16 protein-coding genes and 1 tRNA gene are annotated in these 18,174 nt (G+C 63.0%); 7 read left to right on the forward strand and 10 right to left on the reverse strand.

Features of this window, described 5'->3' with window-relative positions:
- Positions 1-95: 95 nt before the first annotated feature.
- From ACXAJT_RS05085 to ACXAJT_RS05100, 4 genes are all read right to left on the reverse strand, one after another.
- Positions 96-169, reverse strand: a tRNA-Cys gene (locus tag ACXAJT_RS05085).
- 85 nt (positions 170-254) lie between these two features.
- Positions 255-1,157 carry a sulfotransferase gene (locus tag ACXAJT_RS05090; RefSeq protein WP_475233448.1) on the reverse strand — a complete coding sequence of 301 codons (903 nt, stop codon included), beginning with the start codon at positions 1,155-1,157 and terminating at the stop codon, positions 255-257.
- 1 nt (position 1,158) lies between these two features.
- Positions 1,159-2,394: a glycosyltransferase family 4 protein gene (locus tag ACXAJT_RS05095; protein ID WP_475233450.1), complete on the reverse strand. Its 1,236-nt coding sequence runs from the start codon at positions 2,392-2,394 to the stop codon at positions 1,159-1,161.
- Positions 2,391-3,584 carry a glycosyltransferase gene (locus ACXAJT_RS05100; protein WP_475233454.1) on the reverse strand — a complete coding sequence of 398 codons (1,194 nt, stop codon included), beginning with the start codon at positions 3,582-3,584 and terminating at the stop codon, positions 2,391-2,393. Before ACXAJT_RS05100 ends, ACXAJT_RS05095 begins: the two co-directional genes overlap by 4 nt.
- A 789-nt stretch (positions 3,585-4,373) precedes the next feature.
- On the opposite strand from ACXAJT_RS05100, the gene ACXAJT_RS05105 reads away from it, so the two are divergent.
- The gene (locus ACXAJT_RS05105; RefSeq protein WP_475233456.1) at positions 4,374-6,896 is read left to right on the forward strand and encodes a right-handed parallel beta-helix repeat-containing protein; all 2,523 of its coding nucleotides are present in this window, start codon (positions 4,374-4,376) and stop codon (positions 6,894-6,896) included.
- Between the two features lie 68 nt (positions 6,897-6,964).
- Here the strand turns inward: ACXAJT_RS05105 and ACXAJT_RS05110 are convergent, their stop codons facing one another.
- The 4 genes from ACXAJT_RS05110 to ACXAJT_RS05125 form a co-directional block, all read right to left on the reverse strand.
- Positions 6,965-8,287 carry a UDP-glucose dehydrogenase family protein gene (locus ACXAJT_RS05110; RefSeq protein ID WP_475233458.1) on the reverse strand — a complete coding sequence of 441 codons (1,323 nt, stop codon included), beginning with the start codon at positions 8,285-8,287 and terminating at the stop codon, positions 6,965-6,967.
- A 149-nt stretch (positions 8,288-8,436) separates the two neighbouring features.
- Positions 8,437-9,417, reverse strand: a complete 981-nt coding sequence (locus ACXAJT_RS05115) for a nucleotidyltransferase family protein (RefSeq protein ID WP_475233460.1) — start codon at positions 9,415-9,417, stop codon at positions 8,437-8,439.
- 118 nt (positions 9,418-9,535) lie between these two features.
- Positions 9,536-10,567, reverse strand: coding sequence for a hypothetical protein (locus tag ACXAJT_RS05120; RefSeq protein WP_475233463.1), 1,032 nt, complete (start codon positions 10,565-10,567; stop codon positions 9,536-9,538).
- Positions 10,568-10,696: 129 nt separating this feature from the next.
- The gene (locus ACXAJT_RS05125; protein WP_475233465.1) at positions 10,697-10,930 is read right to left on the reverse strand and encodes a hypothetical protein; all 234 of its coding nucleotides are present in this window, start codon (positions 10,928-10,930) and stop codon (positions 10,697-10,699) included.
- A gap of 573 nt (positions 10,931-11,503) precedes the next feature.
- On the opposite strand from ACXAJT_RS05125, the gene ACXAJT_RS05130 reads away from it, so the two are divergent.
- Positions 11,504-12,568, forward strand: coding sequence for an NAD-dependent epimerase/dehydratase family protein (locus ACXAJT_RS05130; RefSeq protein WP_475233467.1), 1,065 nt, complete (start codon positions 11,504-11,506; stop codon positions 12,566-12,568).
- A 109-nt stretch (positions 12,569-12,677) separates the two neighbouring features.
- Here the strand turns inward: ACXAJT_RS05130 and ACXAJT_RS05135 are convergent, their stop codons facing one another.
- On the reverse strand, positions 12,678-13,085 hold the full coding sequence (locus tag ACXAJT_RS05135) for a universal stress protein (RefSeq protein ID WP_475233469.1): 408 nt from the start codon (positions 13,083-13,085) through the stop codon (positions 12,678-12,680).
- Positions 13,086-13,392: 307 nt separating this feature from the next.
- On the opposite strand from ACXAJT_RS05135, the gene ACXAJT_RS05140 reads away from it, so the two are divergent.
- Positions 13,393-14,088 (forward strand): winged helix-turn-helix transcriptional regulator, encoded by a 696-nt coding sequence (locus ACXAJT_RS05140; RefSeq protein ID WP_475233471.1) that lies wholly within the window; start codon positions 13,393-13,395, stop codon positions 14,086-14,088.
- A gap of 31 nt (positions 14,089-14,119) precedes the next feature.
- Here ACXAJT_RS05140 and ACXAJT_RS05145 read toward each other — a convergent pair whose 3' ends face one another.
- Positions 14,120-14,437, reverse strand: coding sequence for an antibiotic biosynthesis monooxygenase family protein (locus ACXAJT_RS05145; protein WP_475233473.1), 318 nt, complete (start codon positions 14,435-14,437; stop codon positions 14,120-14,122).
- A 203-nt stretch (positions 14,438-14,640) separates the two neighbouring features.
- Between ACXAJT_RS05145 and ACXAJT_RS05150 the strand changes: the two genes are divergently transcribed.
- The 4 genes from ACXAJT_RS05150 (at position 14,641) to ACXAJT_RS05165 (ending at position 18,140) form a co-directional block, all read left to right on the forward strand.
- Positions 14,641-15,345, forward strand: coding sequence for a DUF484 family protein (locus ACXAJT_RS05150; RefSeq protein WP_475233476.1), 705 nt, complete (start codon positions 14,641-14,643; stop codon positions 15,343-15,345).
- A complete protein-coding gene (locus ACXAJT_RS05155; protein ID WP_475233478.1) occupies positions 15,342-16,268 on the forward strand; it encodes a tyrosine recombinase XerC in 927 nt (308 codons plus the stop codon). The genes ACXAJT_RS05150 and ACXAJT_RS05155 overlap by 4 nt, the downstream gene beginning before the upstream one ends.
- 39 nt (positions 16,269-16,307) lie before the next feature.
- Positions 16,308-16,937 carry a ribonuclease HII gene (locus ACXAJT_RS05160; RefSeq protein ID WP_475233480.1) on the forward strand — a complete coding sequence of 210 codons (630 nt, stop codon included), beginning with the start codon at positions 16,308-16,310 and terminating at the stop codon, positions 16,935-16,937.
- Positions 16,938-17,027: 90 nt separating this feature from the next.
- Positions 17,028-18,140 carry a DNA methyltransferase gene (locus ACXAJT_RS05165; RefSeq protein ID WP_475233482.1) on the forward strand — a complete coding sequence of 371 codons (1,113 nt, stop codon included), beginning with the start codon at positions 17,028-17,030 and terminating at the stop codon, positions 18,138-18,140.
- The last annotated feature ends 34 nt before the right edge of the window (positions 18,141-18,174 follow it).

The following is an 18,174-nucleotide window of genomic DNA, read 5'->3' on the forward strand; positions in this document are numbered from 1 at the left end:
TCTAGGGACGCGCCAACGAACATACGCAGCGACCGGACACACCACACCCGTCCCCGGATCGGGACCGCGATCATTACGAAATGTCTGGGGGTGTTTGGAGGCGAGTACCGGAATCGAACCGGTGTACACGGATTTGCAATCCGCTGCGTCACCACTCCGCCAACTCGCCGGGGGTGTGGCACTCCATAAGTTTCTTACGGAGTGCCGTCAAGCAGGTTTCCGAGGCGATGTGCGGCTTTGCTGTGCCGCGCGCATCACCCCAAGGCCGCGGGCGCGAGGTAGCCGAAGCGCTCCATGATCGCCGCGCAGTTCTTCTGGACCAATCCGGCCACCTCGGGTGCCAGTTCGGCGCGCGCGGCATCGTTGATGTCACCGCGCATATGGTGGTTCACGCGGTCAAAGGCATGAAACGTATCAACCTTGCGGGTGCCGATCACCCGCCCGTCGGCGTCGATGATCCGCTCCTTGCTCTGCAGGCACAGGCCCTGCGTCGCGTTGGGCGCTAGGCCGCAAAGATCGAACACCTCGTCCACGCAATTACGGAAATCACCAATCATATCCTCCAGCCGCACCACTTTCAGCGGCAGGCCGCGCTGCTCGAGGCGCAGTAAGCTCTCGCCGAAGTAGCGGTATAGTTCGAGAATCTTCGCCGGATCACCTCCGCGCGCCATCATACTCTCGCAGATGCCGTAGGGATCGCGCACCAACCCGACGAACCGCGCGCCGGGATAGATGCGGTCCAGATCGGCGGCGAGCCCGATGTTGTAGTTCATCACCTTAAGCACCATGCGTCCGCGCCCCGAAGGAAAGCACGGACCCAGCCCCTGCGCCGCGAGCGCACGTTTGTAACGGCGCACTTCAGGCAGGTTGCGTTGCGTGGCGCGGGCCAGCTCGCGGGCGATCCATGCCCGGTCGCGGGGGCGCAATGGTCCGGCTGGCTGCCGCGGGTTCATGATGTCGCCGCTGCGCAGCACTGTCGGCAGGTAACCGGCGAGCGTGTGCAGGACATCCGCGCGCGCTTTGGGCTTGGGACGCAGCACTTCGTGCATCTCGCCCTCGGGCCAGACGGTATCTGGGTGCGAGCGCAGCGCATTGAGCATCTGGTTGGTGCCGCCGCGCTGCAGGCCGAGGAGAAAGATCGGGGCGGTATCGGTCATCTCATGCGCCCCCTGCCCCGGTCACCGCGCCGGCACCAAGCTCCACATATTGACCAAGCAGGGACCGCGCGGTCTGGCGGATATCATAGTCGCGCGCCACTGTGCGCAGCGCCGCGAGGCCAAGCCGGTCGCGCAGATCGGCATCGCCAGCCAGTGCCTCCAGCGCATGGCCGAGCGCAGCACGGTCGTCCACGTCGAACAGCGTGCCGTTCTCCCCGTCGACGATGAAATCCATCGCGCCGCCGGTGCGTGCCGTCACGCAGGCCAGCCCTGACGCGCAGGCCTCCAGCAGCGCATTCGACAAGCCTTCGCGCGCAGAGGGCAGCACGAAAACATCCACCGCGCGCAGCAGATTTGGCATGTCGGCCACGTGCCCTAGCATGCGCACTCCGGGTTGCTGCATCAGCTCGGCGGGGATTTCATCGGCCTCGCCGAAGGTCGCCTGATAGCTGCCGGAGGCGCGGTTCGCCCCGGCAATCGCCAGCGTCGCCTGAGGGATACGCTCGCGGATGTCCGACCAAGCTTCGAGCAGCAGCGGCAGGCGCTTCTGCGCTGCCAGCCTGCCTGCGAACAGAAACAGCGGCCCGGAAGGAAGTCCGAAACGCAGGCGCAGCGTGTCCTTTTCGACCTGAGTGCGCGCCGGACGGAAGCGCTCGCCATCGACGCCATTGGGAATGAACCGCAGCTTGCTTTCGGGAATGCCCAGCCCGGTCAGTTCGGTCTCGATCTCATGGCTGACCATCGGGAAGCGGTCTACCGTGCGCCCCATGTACGCAATGCGGCGGCGTCCCAGCGGCTTTTGCGCGATCGAGGTGGCCTCGCCTCCGCACATCGGCTTCGAGAGCAGCGGGGCCCCGGTCAGTTTCTTGCCAAGCGCCCCGGCCAGTGACGGTGAGAACAGCGAGTGACAATGGATCACGTCGGGATTGAGCGTACGCACCATGCGCGCGGCGCCGAGAATGAAGCCCATGCCCTTCATCGGCTTGGGCATGGCGATGCGGCGCACTTCGACGCCGTCGATGGTCTCGCTCGCAGCCAGCCCCGGATAGCGGCGGGTCAGGATATAGACTTTATGCCCCTGCGCGGTCATCAGCCCCGCCAGTTGCGCCACCTGTTTCTCGGCCCCGCCGACAATGGGATGGTAGGACGAGATGATCATGCAGATGCGCAGTGACCGCCCGGCCGCTGGCTCTACGACGTCAGTCTTGTGCGTGAGGGACGAAGATTTGCCGATCATTGCCCGCCCTCCGGCGCTTGCTCGGCCTGCCCTGCGACCGGGAGCGCCGTTGTCCCGGCGGTCAGGGTCGACAGCAGGTCCACCCACTTTGCCACCATGGTTTCCTTATCGAACAGCGTCACAGCGCGATGCCGCCCCGCTTCGGCGTAGCGGTCACGCAGGTCTGGATCACGCAGCACGCTGTCGAGCGCCTGCGCGAGTGCTCCGGTATCGCCGGCACTTACAAGACGGCCACTGACGCCGTCCTCAAGCGCGTCCGAACAGCCGTCCACATCGGTGGAGATGCAGCAGCAGCCGCTCGCCATCGCTTCGAGCAGCGTGATCGGCAGCCCCTCCCAATGCGAACTGAGCACATAGATGTCGAAGGCCTGCAGTGCGCGGACCGGATCTGACTGCCATCCCAGCATTGCGACGCGGCCTGCTAATCCTGCCGACGCCAGCGCCGCCGAGATCTCGGCCTCCATCCGCCCTTCGCCCGCCATGACGAACTGCACCTCAGGGTAGCGATCGACCAGATCCCGCAAGGACTGGACGTAATCGAGCGGCGCCTTCTGCGGCTCCATTCGCCCCATCCAGCCGACCACCGGACGATCAGGATCCAGCCCCAGCGCCGCACGCTGGGCGGCACGGTCCGCCGCCGGTTTGAAACGGGCCACATCGACCCCGGTGCGGATCACACTGATCCGATCTGCCGACATCAACTTGGCGGCCAGAGTCTGCTGCCGTGCGTATTCGGTCAGGGTCACGATGTGCCCGCCAAAGCCGCGCGCCGCGAAATCGAGGGCCCAGTAGAGCGGCGCCTTCGCCCCCTGCACCCTGCGCTGGAAAGGCATCGACGCCTGCCGGTACACCACCGGCCGCCCGGTCAGACGTCCGGCGGCGCGACCAATGAAACCCGACTTACTGCCATGACAGACGATCACATCGGCTTCGTGCTCGCGACTGGCCGAAACCACCCGGCGCAGCACCCGGGCATCACCGCGCGGATCTATACTGTAGCGCGCCATTTCGACGGGTTCGGCTCCAAGCCCACGCTTGGCGAGATCGGCCGCGTAGGCCTCGGCATTTTCGGACAGGCACAGCGTGTGAGAGCGCACCCCGATCCTTCGGAGTTCGGTCAGAAGCAGCTTGTTGTAGAGGGCAATGCCACCTGTCGACTTCGTCAAAGCAAGTAGACTGATCTGTCGCATGGGTAATCCACGTAATGAGAAACAATTGGACTTAAATGTTCAAAAATTTGCGCCGCTGCGGGCCGCCGAGGTGGCTCGATTCGGCCTGAAATGACCGTCACCACCCACGCAGCATACGACGCTTGTGGTGATTATGCCGCACCGCAACGGCAGCGAACAGGGCTAACTCGGACCGCGCCCATTTTTTGGGCAGACCGGCACGAGCGTTTTCCCGCGCTTTCGGGTTTCAGGACAAATCAGATCCATTCCCGGACGTTAACTTAACGTTAACGTACAAAAGACATTGAAACTCAAATGTCTCTGTACCGACACAGCGTGGCGACCCGCCCCAATTGGACAGAATTCCGCCATTTTTGTTCCCTGATCCACCGCTTTGATCGCCCCCATACCCCGCTCTGAGCGGGAATTTGCGCCCCAGAGGTCGGCGGAATTTCACTCAGTAACCATGGGGAAACTTTCAAAAGCGATGCACCCCGAAACGTCCGGGGATATCCGTTCAGCACTGCAAAGGGACTACACACTCACAACATAAGACAGAAAGTCGGGACCAAGGTACACATGGTAGTAGAAAATTCAGAACTCCTTGCGTTTGAGGGAGCGCAAGGGTTTGGGGCAAGTGCGACCGGAGGACGTGGTGGTGAAGTTGTTAAAGTTACAAATCTGAACGACTCCGGCGAGGGCTCGCTGCGTTGGGCTCTGGAAGATTTGGACTATCCGCGCATTGTAGTTTTTGAAGTTGGCGGACAAATCGACCTCAAGGATCAGATCCAAATTAACGGTGACGTAACCTTGGCGGGCCAGACGGCCCCCGGTGGTGTCACGGTGACCGGCGGGCGCCTGCGCGTCGTCGACAGCAACGTGATCATCCGCGGCATGAACGTGCGTCCGGGCGACGACCCCGACGCGCAAAACGCCGATGACCGCGACGGCATCTCCATCGGGAAGTCCGGCCAGACGGTCGACAGCGTCATGATCGACAGCAACTCGCTCAGCTGGTCGATCGACGAGGTCGCCGCCACGTGGGGTGGGCCGAGCAATGTGACGTTCTCGAACAATATCATTGCCGAGGCGCTGCAGGACTCGTTCCACCCCAAGGGCGATCACAGCATGGGGCTGCTGATCGGCGACCACAGTTCGAACGTCAGCATGATCGGCAATCTGTTTGCGAGCAACGAGTTCCGCAACGCGCTGGTCAAGGACGACGCCAAGAACGTCGAATTCATCAACAACCTGATCTACAACTACGGCCAAGAAGGCCTCGTCGTTTCGGGTGCATCCACCGTGCACGTGATCGGCAACGTCTTCATCAAGGGTCAGGACACCGGCGGTCGCGATGCGATCCGCTTTATCGGCAGCGATGGCGGTGCGTCCTACTACGTGCTCGACAACGACGCGTCGGTCGGCGGCGAGAACGCGGGCAAGATCGTTGACGATTTCGTCTTTGATCCTGCCACAACCGAGGTGATGTCTTCGGGCGCCGTGGTTGACTGGGTGCTTTCGAACGTCGGTGCGCGTATCGACGGCGAGCTGAACGAAATCGACCAGCGCATCATCGATACGGTGCTCAACAACTCCGGCAAGATCATCGACTCGCCGGACGAGGTCGGCGGCTATGGGGATGGCTCGCGGACCGAGGCGCTGACCGATACCGACGATGACGGTATCCCGGACTATTACGAGGATATCATCGGATCGGACGCCAAGACCGCCGATGCGCATCGCGACGCCGACGGCGACGGCTATGCCAACATCGAGGACTACATCAACGGCCTGCTCGACGGGTTCGATGACACCCCCGAGACCGGCGGTAGCGAGCCCGAGGACATCACCGATGGCGGGGAAGACGGCGACGACACAGCCACCGTTCAGCCCGAAACCGGTGGTGACAACAGCGCAGCGATCGGCACGGTGATCACCGTCGAGGCCGAAGACCTCGCGCTGTCCGACGGTTTCGCGGTAAAGAGCATCGGCCCGGCATCCGGTGGCAAAGTGATCCAGAACGAGACCGACGAGGCCCAGACCGCGTCCTATGCGTTCAATGGCGATGCCGGGGTCTACAGCCTCACGGTCGACTACTTCGACGAGAACGATGGCGTCAGCACCCTGAGCGTGCTGGTCAACGGCGAAGAAGTGAGCCGCTGGAATTGGGATGCCGACCTGGGCAGCGCCTACGCGGATCGCGGCACCGAGACCTCGAAACTGATCGAGGGGCTCGAACTGCAGCAGGGTGATGTTGTGTCGCTGCAGGGTGTGAACGACTCGGGCGAGCCTCTGCGCATTGATACGCTCAGCCTCGAGATGACCGGCACACTCGACAACGGCGACGGCGATCTGGAAACCACGCCAGAGCCGGAGCCTGAGCCGGAGACCGATACTGGCACCGAGAGCGGCAACAGCGACGCGATCGGCACGGTGATCAGCTACGAGGCGGAGGAGCTCGATCTTTCCGACGGTTTTGCCGTGCAGAAGATCGGCCCGGCCTCAGGCAATGCGGTCATCCAGAACGAAACCGATGAGGCGCAGACCGCGTCCTTCGATTTCGGCGGAGATGCCGGGGTCTACGACCTCACCGTGAACTACTTCGACGAAAACGACGGCGTCAGCGCGCTGAGCGTTCTGGTCAACGGTGAGGCCGTGGCAAGCTGGGACTGGGATGCCGACCTGGGCAGCGCCTATGCCGACACCTCGACCCTGACCGCGAAGGTCATCGAAGGGCTGAAACTGCAGGCGGGCGACAGTGTCACTCTGCAGGGCGTGAACGATGGGGGCGAACCGCTGCGCATCGACAGTCTCAGCCTAGAGATGACCGACACGCTCGAGTCGACGGATACCACCGGGCCCACCGACAGCACCGAAGAGGTCGAGCGACCGGCTGCAAGCACCGGCGAGTGGGCCTTCATGGAAGCCGAGGAGTTCGTCTTCGAAGAGGGCGCATACAAAGGCTTCGACGTGGCCAACCTCAAGGCAGCGTCCGGCGGCAAGGTTCTGAGCGCGCTCGGCGATGCCGAGGCAAAGGCCGACTTCGAGGGCTCCTCGGGCACCTACAATGTGGGGATCGATTACTTCGACGAGACCGACGGCGTGTCCTATCTGGAGTTCCGCGTGAACGGCGAAGTGATGGACGCCTGGCACTGGGATGCCGAGCTTGGCGGCAGCCTTGCCAACAAGTCGACGCTCACTCGTCACGTGATCGACAACGTCGAGATCGAAGCGGGCGACGAACTCGTGCTCGCCGGTTACGGCGATGGCGGCAGCGAGCCCCTGCGCATTGACGCGCTCGAGTTCATGCCGACCGATTCAATCCTGGGCTGAACCAGGCAAAGCTGTCGAGCAGCTTGTGGCCGGGCGGCGCGCTTTCAGCGCCGCCCGGTTTTCTTTCTTTAGGTGGGGGCGGGATCGCCGCGCCCGACGCTCTCGTAATTGGTGAACCCTGCGGCGAGCGCATCGTCATAGGTGTAGATGTTGCGCAAGTCGGCCATGCGAGGCGTGGACATCTTGTTGGCGAGCACTGACAAATCCAGCGCGCGGAACTCGTTCCACTCGGTGAGGATGACCAGCAGATCGGCGCCCTCGGCCGCCGCGTAGGGGTCATCCTCCCAAGCCACGCCCGGCAGCAGCGCCTCGCCTTCGCGCTTGCCCTGCGGATCGACCACCGAGACCGAAGCCCCGCCGCCGACCAGAGACGGAACGATGGTCAGCGCCGGCGCGTCGCGCATGTCGTCGGTGTTGGGCTTGAAGGTGACACCTAGCACGGCGACCTTCTTCCCGTTGAACGAGCCCTCGCAGAGATCGAGCAACTTGTCGGTCATCCGCCGCTTGGTGTCCTCGTTGACCTTGATCACCGTCTCGACGATGGAAATCGGCGCGGCGTGCTCCTGACCGATCCGGGCCAGAGCCTTGGTGTCCTTGGGGAAACACGAGCCGCCGTAGCCCGGGCCGGCGTGCAGGAACTTGTTGCCGATGCGGCCGTCGAGCCCCATGCCCTTCGACACGCTTTTCACGTCCGCGCCGACCTTCTCGCAGAGCGCCGCGATCTCGTTGATGAAGGTGATCTTCGTCGCGAGGAATGCATTGGCGGCGTATTTGATCATCTCGGCGGACTCCAGATCCGTGGTGACGATCGGGAAATCGCGCAGGTAGAGCGGACGGTAGATGTCTTCCATCACCTTTGCGGCGCGGTCGGTCTCGACGCCGACCACGACGCGGTCGGGCTTCATGAAGTCGTCGATCGCTGCGCCTTCGCGCAGGAACTCGGGGTTGGAGGCGACGTCGAAGTCGAGGTCCGGGTTGGCGGCGGCAACCACCTGCTGCACCTTGCGGTTTGTCCCCACTGGCACCGTCGATTTGGTCACCACAACGATGTAGTGATCGGCGGTCTTGGCGATTTCTTCGGCGGCGGCCATGACATAGGTGAGATCGGCGTGGCCATCGCCACGCCGGGTCGGCGTGCCAACAGCGATGAATACCGCCTCGGCGCCGTCGAGAGCGGCCTTGAGGTCGAGCGTGAAGGTCAGCCGCCCGGCCTCGACGTTCTTGGCCATGAGCACATCCAGCCCCGGCTCGAAGATCGGCACCTCGCCGCGCTCCAGCATCTCGATCTTGCGCGGGTCTTTGTCGACACAAACCACCTCGTGACCGAAGTCAGAGAAACAGACGCCGGAAACAAGGCCCACGTACCCGGTGCCGATAATCGCAATTTTCATTTCGGATAATCCTCAAAACAATCAATATTCGCGGTGTACCGCTGCGAAGTCACAACTCAAAGAAGAATCGCGCAACAGGGCCCGTTTCGACCTGCTCGCGAGAGACTTGCGCATCGCGCGGGCACTAACTCGCCCAAAATCCGCGACGTTCACAGCCTCTTCAACCGCGTGTAGATCGGCTTGACCAGCGCCCACTCCGCATCGCCCAGCCGTGGATGGCGCGCCTTCAAAAGGCGGCGCCGATGCAGGAACGCGGTGAGCGGGGATTTCCTGAACGGCAGCGTCCGCCGCATCCCGAACAACTCGTGCAACATCAGCATTTGCAGATCGAACGCGAGGCGAAACCGCCGATCGCGACGGAGTTTCAGCAACCATGGCCAGTCCAGGGTCTCTTGGTTCTGCATCTGCTGCCAGAGCGGCAGAAGATAGCGCAGGCTGATGCCGCCACGCGCGAGGCCGGAATGGTGCAACATGTCGTGGCTGACGTTGATCAGAAGGCGAAACGACGCGTCGGGCACGTAGTAGCGCAGGCCATCCCGCTCGCACAGCACGCGTCGTGTCTGCCAATCGTCCTCGGACAGAAATCTGGCGATATCGACCTGCAGACCCGCGTGCAGATCAAGCGTTCCCGCGTACCCTTCCTTCCAGAAACACCCAGGAGAGTGCGCATATGTGCTCTCCTCCAGGCGCTGAAATCCCGCGCGCTGCAGGATGTCCTGCGCGCTGTCCGCCTCGTCGGGGGCGACAACCATGTCGACATCGATCATCAGACGGTAAAAGCTTGCCGGATCCTCCTGCAGGGCCATTTCGCTGGCGCCCTTGATCAAGGTCGGCGTGATCCCTTCCTTGTTGAAGAGCTCGGTGATCTCGGACACCAGCGCCCAGAGGCTGCGGTTTCGTTCGCAGTTGAGCGTTTCGATTTCGCCAAGATAGGCCATCGCCTCGGGTTCGGCAGAGATCCCCCGGCCCGCCGACAGGTGTTGAAACAGCGCGGGCGTGACGAATTCTTCGTTCGCGGTGCGGATGAGGTCGGCCCAGTCCGAGACCTGCGCCTTTACCGGCGAGGCATCCCCCCGGAGGATGCGACCGAGCGTCTCGAGGGGTGAAGGGGAAAGCGTCCCTGCTTTCATGGGCTGCTCCAATATCTTACAAAATAAAAAACTTTAGGGAAACACCACGCGCTAAAATATGCGCAGCAAGCAAATAGTTATTCTAAAATCACTTAAAAACAATCACTTCAAACTGTAATTACGAACCATATCCTTCTGGGCCAGCCTCGACCTCTCCGCAAAAGCGCGACACCACTTCAAGGGCGCGCGGTAGGTCCGAATAGGTCAGGCGACCGAATTTCGCACCGTCCAGACAAGCCGCCATGGCGGCGAACACCGCCGGAGACATAGCCTCCTCTCCTGACCAAGCCGAGCGCAGTAGCGCTGCGAAGACCTCGGAAAGGCTGATCTCGGCCACCGAAGCCGGCCCGTCGGCCTGCCGGTCCAAAACAAGGATCCAACCGGCCTTGATCCAGCCACTGTCCCGCGCCAGCCCGACGTAGCGTACGTTCAGCGCGTCCGGTCGGACATGCCGGGCAGCGCCGTCGATTTCCTCGCGCCGGTGATCGATCAACCGCCACGAGCCTTCCTTCAGTGTCACAGGAAACGGCAGCGCACCAAGCTCACCCGTCTCCGACATCATCACGATGTCATCGCTCTGCAAGCGGAACCCGGCAGGCTCCAGCGCTGTGGCAAGGGTGCTCTTGCCAGCCCCAGCATCACCAAGCAGCAGAAGGCAGCGCCCTGCCCTTTCGAGCTGCGCCGCATGCAGCATTACGTGTTCCGTGTGATCGAAGACAACCTCGGTCATCTTGATCTTCAGAAGCGGCACCGCCTCATGCGGCGCCACCCAGTCGATGTCCTCGTCGCGCCGCGCAACGCCGATTTGCCCAGAGTTGCGCTGGATCACAAGGTGATCAACACAGCGCCGCTGCGCGGTCGCAAGATGCGCGAAACTCGGCATCAGCTCGGCGCGCAGCGCATCATCCTCGAAGGCCAGCCCCACATGCAGACCGGCCAGATCAAGCGTGTCGCAGCAACCGACCCGCGCGGAGCCGTCCGCAGTGGACAATGGCTCCAGCGCGCCGATCTGCAGCAGATCATTTAGGATGCCGCCGTCTGGGACCTCGGCGGCATCCGGTCGCACATACGTAACGCCGAACTCTAACTCTTCCCATGCCTCGGCCACCGGGGGAGTGGCTGAAAACAGAAGCTCCTTCTCTGGGACCAAGAGAAGATGCTGACCATTCACTTCGGCCAGCGTGACCCCTGCTGCGGGGAGGACGAAAAGGGTTTCACTCAACGAAATACGCAAGATTAAAGAGGAAAGAACAAAAGACCGGAAAACTGGTCTCGGAGATTAGTGGTACCCACCACCATGCTTTTTCATCTTCATCTTCATTTTGTGCTTATGCTTGTGCTTGTGCTTCATGCCGCCCGAACGGAAGATGCCACCGGCATCGGCCTTCATCGAGGTGGACAGAAGCGCGGAAACTGCAAGCGGCGTGACGGCGGCGTACTTGCCAGCCTTGCCGAGCAGTTCGCGGCGGCCCGGGGATTCCACGGACTCACCTTGGGTGGTCTTATCCGTCATGTTTAAAAACTCCTTTTTTCAATGAATCAGACTATAGCGCAGCAAAGGACCTCTGCCAATTATCTTTAACCAAGAGTTAACCTACGATTTGGCGGAATCTTTTGCGGCGAACCCCGCCGTGCCCGGTCGGATCTTCTCAATCTATCGGGAACTCCTTTGTTTCACAGCAACATGAGAGGCGCAGCCCGGCGGCGCTCGACCGCCGTCACGCCTCAGATGAGCGCAAGATCGCCCATTTTCTCATCTATCTTATGACAAGCCACATTGCCGCCCCTAGCCAGAACCCGCCTGCAACATGGCAGCATGGGCCGACGCTCGCCAATGTGACCATGGGGGTGAACCGGCACATCGAACGATCCATCGAAGGTTGCCCTCCGCGCATGCTCCGACTCGCCACGGCCCGGATCGAAATTCTGGACGCCGTGCAGCAAGTCGCCACCAGATTGGGCCTACTGGCGTGGGCCCTGGTGGAATAGCGGACGCTGGGAAGAAAGATCTTGCTTTGCCAACAGGCAGAGCACAAGACATGCTATATTACATTTATTGTCTAAAATTCATTGTAGGAGTTCTTTGATGCGCACCGCTCTGGTCACGGGCTCTTCGGGCTTTATCGGGTACCACCTTTGCCAAAGACTGCTGGACGACGGATTTCGCGTCATCGGCGTCGACAATCTCTCCGATTACTACGATGTTGGGCTCAAACGCCGGCGGCAGGCGATGCTGCTACAGTCGCCAGGGTTCGCGGTCGTCAACCAATCCATCGAGACCGAAGGTTTGCTGACCGAACTCTTCGAAAAAGAACGTCCCGACGTCGTGGTCCACCTCGCCGCGCAGGCCGGTGTGCGCCATTCTCTGAAGGACCCGCGCAGCTACCTTTGCAGCAACATGCGCGGCACCTTCGAACTGCTCGAAGCGGCGCGGGCGACGAAGCCGCAACACATCCTGCTTGCTTCGACCTCGTCGGTCTACGGGGCAAACGAGTCGATGCCCTATGCCGAAACCGACCGCACCGACCACCAGATGTCCTTCTACGCGGCGACCAAGAAGGCGACGGAATGCATGGCTCACAGCTATGCCCATCTCTACGATCTTCCGGCGACGATGTTCCGCTTCTTCACCGTTTATGGCCCGTGGGGACGGCCCGACATGGCGCTGTTCAAGTTCACCAAGGCGATCCTCAGCGGCGCGCCGATCGACGTCTACAATCATGGTCACATGATGCGGGACTTCACCTATGTCACCGATCTGGTGCAGGGCATCCGACTGCTGATCGACGTGATCCCCAAGCGGCCTGAGGACGGTGTTGTGCCGACCGGAGACTCGCTGTCGCCCGTGGCCCCTTGGCGGATCGTGAATATCGGCAATTCACAGGCGGTCCCACTGTCAGAGTTCATCTCGGCAATCGAGGAGGCCACTGGTGTGCAGGCCCGCCGCAATCCCATGTGTATGCAGCCGGGCGATGTGCCGGCCACCTGGGCGAACGCTGCATTGCTGCACGATCTGACCGGCTATCGCCCGCGCACCGCGCTGCGCGAAGGCGTCGCCGCATTCGTCGCGTGGTACCGCGATTACTATAATATCGCCAATTGGCCGGAGAACTCGCTCGACTCCGGCAGCCTGCGCCGCATCTCGGGCTGAGAGGCCGACTCGCAGTCACGGAAGAACAGACGTCCCCTCGACGCCTCACCACGACGAGGCCGCGCTTGCCGCGCGGCCCCGGTGCCGCCCAAAAGAGGTTGAACAGCCGCTAGCGCAGCACGTGCACCGCGCAATGGGCATGTCGCACCACCAGCGTTGCGGTCGAGCCGAGGAGGTAGTCGCTCATCGCTGGTTGGTGCGAGGCGATGACAATCAGATCGTGGTCGTTTTCCTGAGCGTACTCGAGGATCGTTCGGCCCGAATGCCCTTCAACCACCAGCCCCTTGCCTCCCGGCACGTCGGCAGCCATCGCCTGCAGTTCCTTTTCGACCGCGGCGCGGGACTGCACGAGGTAATCGGGCGGCATATAGGTCGCGGCGTAGCCCGGCACATGCTCCATGACGTGCAGCAGCGTGATCTTCGCGTCGGGCAACGCCAGTGAGCGCGCCACCTCGATGGCCTTCTTCGATTTGGAGTCGCTGTCGAACGCGATGGGAACGAGAATATTCTTGTACATGCGAGGCCTCCTTTCCTGACCTGCCGCGATCTTGCGCCCTTCAAACGTATAGCGCCTTGATACAAATCATCTCGCGCAGCCCCTGATCCCAACACATTTCGGGCACAATTGCCCCGTATCCCTTTCATCGGGCCGCAGAACGCGCCGCCTTTCCCGCGACGAAAGCCGCGATGGGAAATGGCCCGGCCTCCCGAATCCACAAGGGTTCGCATGGAGCACCGGCTGACCCGCAAGAACGGTCACCCCTCGCCTTGCAGAACGGATTGCCCGCCCGCCCCGCGCTGGCGGCACTTGGAGGAGCGCGCCCATGCGATACCTGATTGCCGAAACCACCTGGAAGATGATGAGCCACAGCCATGCGCTGGCCCAGACCGGCACGCTGCTGACCAGTTGCGAAGCCGCCGAGGACATCGAGGAGTTCCACCGGATCGGCGCCCACGACCTGCTGCTGATCGACGCCGGTGTGCTGCGCGAGCACACCACCCTGACCCGGCTTCGCGAACTGAACCCCGAGGTTCCCATCGCGCTCATCGCGCGCGGGGCGGACGGTGCCCAGATCGCCACATGGCTGATGGGCGGTGCAGATACCGTGCTGGCCGAAGATGCGCCGACCGACGAGGTCCTCGCCCGCTTGGGCGCGGTGGCGCGCCGTGCACATGGCATCTCCCTTCCGATCTCGGAGTGCGGGCCGCTGCGGCTCGATCTGGAACGGCGACGCGTGCACGTCGGGGCGACCACGCTTTCGCTCTCGCCCAAGCTTTACGAAATTCTCGAATTTCTCGCCCTGCGCCCCGGTCGCCTGGCCACGCGCGAAAAACTGATGAGCCATGTCTACGGCTTCGAGAACGAGCCGGCACCGCGGGTGTTCGACGTCTACATGTGCAACCTGCGCGCCCATCTCGCCTCGCTCGAAGGCGCGCTGAGCATCGATACGGTGCGCGGTGAAGGTTACCGGCTGCGCGTCACCGAACGCCGCAGCGACACGCGGACCATCGCCGCCTGACACACCGAGTGCACTTCGCGGGGTCGCGGCGTCAGTAGACCGCCGCCACCTCGTACATCACCGGCTCGAAGCTGCGGCAAAGATCGTTGAACCGCCGGTTCCACTCCCGCATCACCGCGCTGCGCAGCATGGCCTGAAAATCCTCGCGCCGCTCCCATTGCGAGTAATTGGCGATGCGCGTCTGCGCATCGTTCACATGCAGGCCCGCCCCGATGAACCCCGCCTGCTTCGAGATGAAATCGGCATAGGCCTCCTCCAGCGCCTCGAGCAAATCCTGACAGGTGCCGGGGCTTGTCTCGAACGTGGTGATGACCGTCTGGACGGGGCTTGGATGGCTGATCGTTGGCATGAGCTCTCCTCCTCTGCCCGGGCCAGTGTGCCAGAAAACCCCGTTTCGCCAAAGCCTTCCCTTCGCAGATTGCCCTTGAGGCCACAGCGCGCGGAAACCGGCCAGCACGTCCAGAAAAGGGGGCGCATTCGCATCACAGAGGTGCTACGCTCCGCGGCAAAACACCGATCACCCGGAACAGGCACGGATAGACCGGAACAGGCATGAGCAGTCCCCGTATCGACGAGACGCTGCGCGAGCAGCTCCTCTCGCGCCCCGACATGATTCTCGATGACCGCGATCTGATGCAGGCGCTCATCGCCTCTAACGAGAGCGCGATGGGCAGCAATATCGTCGACCTGCGCGGTCTGGCGATGGAGCGGCTGGAGACCCGGCTCGACCGGCTCGAAGACACCCATCGCAGCGTCATCGCTGCTGCCTACGAGAATCTCGCCGGCACCAACCAAATCCACCGCGCGATCCTGCGCATGCTCGATCCGGTGGATTTCGAGCCCTTCTTGCGCGACCTGAACGGCGAAGTCGCGGCCATTCTGCGGGTCGACATCATGCGTCTGGTGCTGGAAACCGGCCACCCCGACGACACCCGCACCGTCAGCCGCCTTGGCGACGTGCTGTCGCTGGCCGAGCCGGGGTTCGTCGCCAGCTACCTGACCGAACGGACCGACGCGCCGCTGCGGCAGGTCACGCTGCGCCAGCTCGGCGCGGGTGACAGCCGCATCTACGGCCCCAAGGCAGACTGGATTCGCTCCGAGGCCTGCCTGCGGCTCGACTTCGGGCCGCGCCGCCTGCCCGGCCTGCTGGTCATGGGCTCGGAAGACAGCAACATGTTCACCCCGCAGCAGGGCACCGATCTGCTCGCCTTCTTCGGCGGCGTCTTCGAGCGCACCATGCGGCGTTGGCTGTCGTGAGCCTCGCGCTCACCCCCGCGGCGCGCGACGCGCTGGAGGGCTGGCTCGACCACGCCCGGGCGCTGAAGAACGCCTCAGAGAACACCATCACCGCCTACCGCGCGGATGTGGCCGAATTCATCGCCTTTCTCACCGGGCACCACGCCGAGCCGCAGGGGCTCAAGCCCCTGGCACGCGTCACCACTCCCGATATGCGCGCCTTCATGGCGCATCTGCACGCGGGCGGAGCGGCGCCACGCTCCATGGCGCGCAAGCTGTCGGCGGTGAAGAGCTTCTACCGCTGGCTGGCCGAACGCGAAGGGTTCGAGCCCACCGCCGTGCTCTCGGCCCGCGCGCCGAAGTTCCAGAAGAAACTGCCGCGCCCGCTGACCGAAGACGCCGCCCGCGCGATGATCGACACCGTCGAAATGCAGTCGGCGCAAGGCTGGATCGGCGCCCGCGACGCGGCGGTGGTCACGCTGCTCTACGGTTGCGGCCTGCGCATTTCCGAGGCGCTGGGGCTGACCGGCGCCGACTGGCCGTTTGGCGAGTCGCTGCGTATCCTCGGCAAAGGCGGCAAAGAGCGCATCGTGCCGGTGATCCCCGTGGCCCGTCGTGCCGTCGAAACTTATCTGACGCTCTGCCCGTTCGACATCACCCCCGAAAGCCCGATGTTCCGCGGTGCCCGCGGTGGCAAGCTGAACGCGCGGCTCATACAGTCCGTCACCGAAAAGGCGCGCATGCAGCTCGGCCTGCCTGCCAGCGCCACGCCCCACGCCATGCGCCACAGCTTTGCCACGCACCTGCTTTCCGCTGGCGGCGATCTGCGCGCCATTCAGGAACTGCTCGGCCACGCCTCGCTCTCGACAACGCAGGCCTATACCTCGGTCGACAGCGTACATCTGATGAAGGTCTATGAGGCGACGCACCCCAAGGCGCGCTAGCCTATTGCCCCCCGGCGCCCGCGCGCGCAGAACGGGCCTATGACTGGACCTGACACTTCTCTCGAATCGCCGTTCTGGGCCGAAACCAAGCGCGTCGCGGGCGTCGACGAGGTGGGCCGCGGCCCGCTCGCCGGCCCCGTGGTGGCCGCCGCCGTGATCCTCGACCCGGCGCAGATCCCCGCCGGCCTGAACGATTCCAAGAAACTCACCCTCAAGCGCCGCGAGGCACTGGAGCCGATCATTCGCGCGCAAGCCAAGGTCGGGTTGGGTGTCGCCTCGGTGGAAGAGATCGACGAGATCAACATCCTGCAGGCGACCTATCTGGCCATGCGCCGCGCCGTCGCCGCGCTGCCCGAAGCGCCCGACCACCTGCTGATCGACGGCAACCGCCTGCCCACGGATCTGCCCTGCCCCGCCACGCCTGTGGTTAAGGGAGATGGTAAGTCTGTGAGTATCTCGGCCGCGTCGATCATCGCCAAGACATGGCGCGACGCACTGATGCGGGACTTGGCGCAACACCATCCAAATTATGGTTGGGAGACCAACGCAGGTTACGGCTCAAAAAGCCACATGCAGGCGCTCCGAGATTTCGGTGTGACCCCACACCATAGAAGATCCTTCGCCCCCATACACAATATCTTGTATCAAGCCGCAAACGTAAGGTCCTGATTTAAAAAAACAAATTGACCCCGATTCGTCGTTCCCGCATTTTATCCCCAATCCACAGAGCGCAAAAATGCGCCGGGGCAGAGGCAGAGAATGACAGCGATGACCAAGACAAAGGGCGCCACGGCGCTCCCACTCAACACGATTCTTTCCGGCGACTGCATCGAGCAGATGAACGCCCTGCCGGAGGCGTCGGTCGACCTCATCTTCGCCGATCCGCCGTACAACCTGCAGCTGAGGGGTGATCTTCACCGCCCCGACAACTCGCGGGTCGACGCGGTCGACGATCACTGGGACCAATTCGACAGTTTTGCCGTCTACGACCGGTTCACCCGCGCTTGGCTGAAGGCTGCCAAGCGCCTTCTCAAGCCCAATGGCGCGCTGTGGGTGATCGGCTCCTACCACAACATCTTCCGTGTTGGCGCCGCGCTGCAGGACGAGGGCTACTGGATCCTCAACGACGTCGTGTGGCGCAAATCCAACCCGATGCCGAACTTCCGCGGCAAGCGCCTGACCAACGCCCATGAGACGATGATCTGGGCCTCGAAAAGCGAAGGCGCGAAATACACCTTCAATTACGAGGCGCTGAAGGCGCTGAACGAAGGCGTGCAGATGCGCTCCGACTGGGTTCTGCCGATTTGCAACGGCGGCGAACGGCTCAAGGACGCCAACGGCGAGAAGGCGCATCCGACGCAGAAACCTGCTTCGCTGCTGCACCGCGTTCTGGTCGGCTCCACCAACCCCGGCGACGTGGTGCTTGACCCGTTCTTCGGCACCGGCACCACCGGCGCCGTCGCCAAGATGCTGGGCCGTGATTTCATCGGCATCGAGCGTGAGGAAAGCTACCGCGAGATCGCGCAGCAGCGCATTGATGCCATCCGCACCTTCGACGGCGCGTCTCTGGAAGTGACCAAAGCCAAGCGCGCCGAGCCGCGCGTGCCCTTCGGGCAAGTGGTCGAACGCGGCATGCTCAGCCCCGGTGAGACACTGGTGTCCCCCTCCGGCAAGAGCGCCAAGGTCCGCGCCGACGGCACGCTGGTGGGCGACGCAGTGAAGGGCTCGATCCATCAGGTCGGCGCCCAGCTGGAAGGTGCGCCGTCGTGCAACGGCTGGACCTACTGGCATTTCAAACGCGAGGGAAAACTGGTGCCGATCGACGTGTTGCGCCAGCAGATCCGCGCCGAGATGGCTGACCGCCCGAACTGAGTCCTCGATATACCATAAAGGTTTGACGACCGCC

It is taken from the genome of Salipiger sp. ABF4_146 (assembly GCF_056161345.1).

Excerpts from the sequence above, each read along its gene's own strand:
- ACXAJT_RS05125 (WP_475233465.1), bottom strand. The coding sequence starts at position 10,930 with ATGACGGATAAGACCACCCAAGGTGAGTCCGTGGAATCCCCGGGCCGC.
- ACXAJT_RS05135 (WP_475233469.1), bottom strand. The coding sequence starts at position 13,085 with ATGTACAAGAATATTCTCGTTCCCATCGCGTTCGACAGCGACTCCAAA.
- ACXAJT_RS05115 (WP_475233460.1), bottom strand. The coding sequence starts at position 9,417 with ATGAAAGCAGGGACGCTTTCCCCTTCACCCCTCGAGACGCTCGGTCGC.
- ACXAJT_RS05165 (WP_475233482.1), top strand. The coding sequence starts at position 17,028 with ATGACAGCGATGACCAAGACAAAGGGCGCCACGGCGCTCCCACTCAAC.
- ACXAJT_RS05130 (WP_475233467.1), top strand. The coding sequence starts at position 11,504 with ATGCGCACCGCTCTGGTCACGGGCTCTTCGGGCTTTATCGGGTACCAC.
- ACXAJT_RS05150 (WP_475233476.1), top strand. The coding sequence starts at position 14,641 with ATGAGCAGTCCCCGTATCGACGAGACGCTGCGCGAGCAGCTCCTCTCG.
- ACXAJT_RS05160 (WP_475233480.1), top strand. The coding sequence starts at position 16,308 with ATGACTGGACCTGACACTTCTCTCGAATCGCCGTTCTGGGCCGAAACC.
- ACXAJT_RS05100 (WP_475233454.1), bottom strand. The coding sequence starts at position 3,584 with ATGCGACAGATCAGTCTACTTGCTTTGACGAAGTCGACAGGTGGCATT.
- ACXAJT_RS05145 (WP_475233473.1), bottom strand. The coding sequence starts at position 14,437 with ATGCCAACGATCAGCCATCCAAGCCCCGTCCAGACGGTCATCACCACG.
- ACXAJT_RS05090 (WP_475233448.1), bottom strand. The coding sequence starts at position 1,157 with ATGACCGATACCGCCCCGATCTTTCTCCTCGGCCTGCAGCGCGGCGGC.
- ACXAJT_RS05140 (WP_475233471.1), top strand. The coding sequence starts at position 13,393 with ATGCGATACCTGATTGCCGAAACCACCTGGAAGATGATGAGCCACAGC.
- ACXAJT_RS05095 (WP_475233450.1), bottom strand. The coding sequence starts at position 2,394 with ATGATCGGCAAATCTTCGTCCCTCACGCACAAGACTGACGTCGTAGAG.
- ACXAJT_RS05110 (WP_475233458.1), bottom strand. The coding sequence starts at position 8,287 with ATGAAAATTGCGATTATCGGCACCGGGTACGTGGGCCTTGTTTCCGGC.